5 protein-coding genes are annotated in these 3,852 nt (G+C 57.1%); 1 reads left to right on the top strand and 4 read right to left on the bottom strand.

Features of this window, described 5'->3' with window-relative positions:
• The 4 genes from GX108_05050 to dctP all read right to left on the bottom strand — a co-directional run.
• On the bottom strand, nucleotides 1-495 hold a 495-nt coding region (locus GX108_05050; protein ID NLO56406.1), incomplete at its 3' end, for a M15 family metallopeptidase.
• A gap of 14 nt (nucleotides 496-509) precedes the next feature.
• Nucleotides 510-1,787: a TRAP transporter large permease gene (locus tag GX108_05045; GenBank protein NLO56405.1), complete on the bottom strand. Its 1,278-nt coding sequence runs from the start codon at nucleotides 1,785-1,787 to the stop codon at nucleotides 510-512.
• A gap of 13 nt (nucleotides 1,788-1,800) precedes the next feature.
• Nucleotides 1,801-2,295, bottom strand: coding sequence for a TRAP transporter small permease (locus GX108_05040; protein NLO56404.1), 495 nt, complete (start codon nucleotides 2,293-2,295; stop codon nucleotides 1,801-1,803).
• Between the two features lie 7 nt (nucleotides 2,296-2,302).
• Complete coding sequence (gene dctP, locus GX108_05035) at nucleotides 2,303-3,343, bottom strand: TRAP transporter substrate-binding protein DctP (protein ID NLO56403.1); 1,041 nt, start codon at nucleotides 3,341-3,343, stop codon at nucleotides 2,303-2,305.
• 85 nt (nucleotides 3,344-3,428) lie between these two features.
• Here dctP and GX108_05030 point away from each other — a divergent pair, with 85 nt between their 5' ends.
• Nucleotides 3,429-3,533, top strand: coding sequence for a 3-methyl-2-oxobutanoate hydroxymethyltransferase (locus GX108_05030; GenBank protein ID NLO56402.1), 105 nt, complete (start codon nucleotides 3,429-3,431; stop codon nucleotides 3,531-3,533).
• The last annotated feature ends 319 nt before the right edge of the window (nucleotides 3,534-3,852 follow it).

Here is a 3,852-nt window from a genome sequence, read left to right as displayed (position 1 = left end):
CGAGCCCATGAAGAGGCAGAGGCCCTTATCGTCGGCGATGGTGATGTCTATGGCCCCGCCCGTCAAATGGGGCGAAGGACGTTCAATCTGGGTGGAGGGGAAGGCCACGAAGCGGGACGCCAGGAGGTTTATTTCATCGTTGTCCTTGAAGGGCATCGTCTCCCTGAGTTCTTCGCAATACTTGTCGAAAAGGGCGGATTGCAATGAAACGGGACGCCATCCATCGAGAAGCACCAGTCGGAATCCGGGCGGTAGCAGGTCGGCCGCTTCCAAAAGCAATAAAAGGACACCTCGCCGGATGTAACATTCCGGCAGGGCCCCCTCGATACCGTTCAGGAAGTATATGGGATGTACCAGGAGTTTGTCCGGCACCAGGCTGGCGGGGACCAGTTCCTCCCTGCAATCTTCTATCGGCAGGGCCTGTGCTTTTCCCCAGTCGAAAAGCCTGTCCTGGACAATGGACGGCCATTTTTTTACGGTTTCCCTTTTGGTCACCTCCCTGGAGCTCTCTAGAGTTTCATGATCCCCGGGATCAAGGTGGTCAGGAAGGGGAAGGTTATGACCACCATCAAAACAATGAGCGCCACGCCTATGAAAGGCCAGATGTGGACAAAAACGTCGGTAAGCTTCACCTTCCCGACCGCCGCCACGACATAGTTGCAGGCGCCCATCGGGGGCGTGATAAGAGCTATGGTCACGTTCAATGTCATCACCACGCCGAACTGAAAGGGGTCGATACTGGCTTTCATGGCAATGGGCGTGAAAATGGGGGTAAGAAGGGTAAGAGTGGATACTTCCTCCATGAACATCCCGATAGGGAATATCACCGCGCTCAGCACCACCATGAGGAGCGAGGGTTTGTCCACAAGGCCCGCTTGAAGCACCAGGGTGGCGAAGCGCTGGGGGATCTGTTCCCATTTCAGGAGCCAGCCTATAACCGTAGCGGCTCCCATGATGAGGAATATCGAACTGGTAAGACGGACCGTTTCGTAAAGGGATTCCCCAAGGACTTTCCACGTCAGTTGCCTGGTATAAAAAACACCCGTCGCAAGGCAGTAGGCCACCGCCAGGGCACCGGATTCCGTCGGCGTCACTATCCCGGTGATGATCCCTCCGAGGATGATCACCGGGGCGAGAAGGGCCACCATCGATCTGGCCAGGATCTCCTTTTTTCGTTTGCGAACATCGGTGAAGTCGGCGACGGGGACGTGGTACTTGAGGGAATAAAAATAGTTCATGATCATGAAGGCTCCTCCAAGGACCAACCCCGGGAGTATTCCCGCGGCGAAAAGTCCCCCGATGGACGTGTTGGTCATGGTGGCGTAAATGATCATGAAGATGCTCGGGGGTATGATCGGTCCGATAAGGGCGCTTCCCGCGGTGAGACCTGCCGAATAGGCGGGGGAGAAGCCATCTTTGACCATGGCGGGAATAAGGATCGAACCCAGGGCCGAAGCGTCGGCCACGGCGGAACCGTTAACCCCCGCGAGGATGATGCTTCCCACCACGTTTACATATCCAAGTCCACCCCGTACGGAGCCGACCAGGAGGCGACAGAAGTCGAGCAGGCGGTCGGTCAATCCCGATCGGTTCATCAGGATCCCAGCCAGGATGAAGAAGGGGATGGCCATGAGGGTGAAGGAATCCATCCCACCGAAAAACTGCTGGCTCATCACTCTTAACAGGGAGAGGTCACCCAGGATCAATATCCCCACGAGGGCCGCCGAAAGAAGGGACAAGAAGAGAGGTAATCCCAGGACCATCAGTACGAGGAAGACAATCAGCATAAAAAAGCCCAAGTCAATTCCCCCTTTCCCTGAGGTGGAGGAGCACCGTCCCGGCCAGGAGCAGGGCGAAACCCGCAGGCAATGCCAAAAGGGGTATCGTTTTGGGGATATTCAGCGCCAGGGTTCTCATGTACCAGATCCTCGTCGCGTTTACCCAGCCGAGGTAGATCATCAGCAAAATGATGACCGTTGAAAGATAGAATTTGCCCTGCTTAATCAGTCGCTGAAAAAAGAGTGGAAGATGGGGGACCACGAAATCCACCGCCATGTGGTCCCCCTTTATGGCAGCTCCGAGGGCGCCGAGCATCACTATCCAGACCAGGGAGAAACGGGCCACCTCCTCGGTCCAGATCAGGGAACTTTTCAGGATGTAGCGGCAGAAGACCCCCAGGAGAATATCGCTCACGTTGACGGCGAGCATGAAGCAAGCCGCCCATGCGCCGAAAAGCTCGAGCCTGTAAATCCATTTCGAGAGTCCCCTTTTCCCGGGGGTGCCCGAAGTTGCCATGGTGGACCTACTTCGCCTTTTCGTTGGCGTTCCTTGCGCACTCGAGGGCCAGGTTCAGCCAGTCCTGTCCCACCTTCGTCTTCAGCCACTCCACGTAGGCCGGCTGCCCCGCTTTCCGGAAGGATTCCATCTCCTCATGGCCAGGGGAGTAGGCGGCCATGCCTTTTTCCGTCAGGAAGTCGATATCCTTCCTATCGGCCTCCTGCATGGCCTGCCTGTTCAGCGAATTGGCTTTCTTCGCGGCTTCGATGACGACCGCCCTTTGCTCGGCGGGAAGCGAGTCGAGAAGGTCGCCGTTGATCACGAGGAACTGGTCGGAGTACTGGATGTTGGCGAGGGTGAGGTACTTCTGAACTTCGTAAAGGCTACCCATCTTGATGTACATGGCGGGGTTCATCTGTCCATCGACGACGCCCGACTTCAGGGCCATGTAGAGCTCGGTCCAAGGGATGGGGGTACCGCTGGCGCCGAAGGATTCAAAGAGGATAACCTGTCCCTCGTCCATCCCGCGGAAGCGGAGTCCCTTGAAGTCTTCAGCGGTCCTGATCTGCCTCTTGTCGTTGGTAAAGGCCAGGAATCCTCCCTCTTCGACGGCTTCCAACAAGTAGGCGCCGGTGCGCTGGCGAAACTCCTCCTTCGCCCTGTTCCAGTAGCGGCTCTCGTCGAAGAAAATGTGAGCGGCATCGTAACTGTCGAACATGAAGGGCACGGCCGATGCGTAAATCTCGGGAAAAACCGGTGCCACTCCGGCGAAGGACGCGACATTGATGATCGGCTGGTTCATCCCTTGTTTGACGAGGAGTTCCATCCGCTCCTCCTCGTTGCCAAGCTGGCTGTCGGGGAAGAGCTTGATCGTCACAGCCCCCCCGGAGCCTTCTTCGACAAACCGCTTAAAATTGACAGCGTAAAGGTGGACGGCGTTGTTCTCCACGTCGGCGGGACCATTGTAGGACATCTTAACCTCCACGGCAGCCAGGGACGCCGACCCAAAAAAGGCGACACATAACACCGCCAGCAGGGTCGCAGTGATCAACCTTCCTAGTCTCATGGTAAAACCTCCCTCTTTAAAATCTCGACCAGGCGCCTCCGTGGGAAAAGGGTGGCGGTTCAACTCAAGGCACCCTGGTAAACAAATGATAGCAAAAAAAGGGAACGATTGCCTAAAATCCATGATCGTCCAGGGACACCTGGGGCTTACACCCCAGACCGCCGTCCTGCTGGGCGGATTCAAGGTCTAGGGCAAGGGTCGTGACGCCGGGCTCAGGCAGATTGACGACGCGAAAAGGATCGAGGAGGCGGGCTTTTCCAGGGAAGAGGCCGATGCCCTGTTCGAGGTACGGAAGTCGCGGGAGATCTGATAGCCCCTTCCAGGAAGGTTCCCAGAAGCCGGCGAAGCCCAGGAGGCCGTGCTTTCCGGAGACGGCACAAGAAGACCGGTCAAGGCCGGGCTGAGCGCAACTCGAGCAAAACCCTCCAGTCCTTTGCCTTTTGATCAAGGTTCTTAGAGGCGTAGGCCGGACTGGTCGACGGAAGGGTCTTTCTCGCCAGGGACCGCGG

The sequence above is a fragment of the Thermovirga sp. genome, assembly GCA_012523215.1.
In the GTDB taxonomy this organism is placed as follows: Bacteria; Synergistota; Synergistia; order Synergistales; family Thermovirgaceae; genus 58-81.
Note: the sequence above shows the minus strand (reverse complement) of the source record. Positions and strands in the feature narration are given on the sequence as shown.

Bases quoted from the DNA above. Each gene is read 5' to 3' on its own strand.
- GX108_05045 (NLO56405.1), bottom strand. From the start codon at position 1,787: ATGCTGATTGTCTTCCTCGTACTGATGGTCCTGGGATTACCTCTCTTC.
- GX108_05040 (NLO56404.1), bottom strand. From the start codon at position 2,295: ATGGCAACTTCGGGCACCCCCGGGAAAAGGGGACTCTCGAAATGGATT.
- dctP (NLO56403.1), bottom strand. From the start codon at position 3,343: ATGAGACTAGGAAGGTTGATCACTGCGACCCTGCTGGCGGTGTTATGT.
- GX108_05030 (NLO56402.1), top strand. From the start codon at position 3,429: ATGATAGCAAAAAAAGGGAACGATTGCCTAAAATCCATGATCGTCCAG.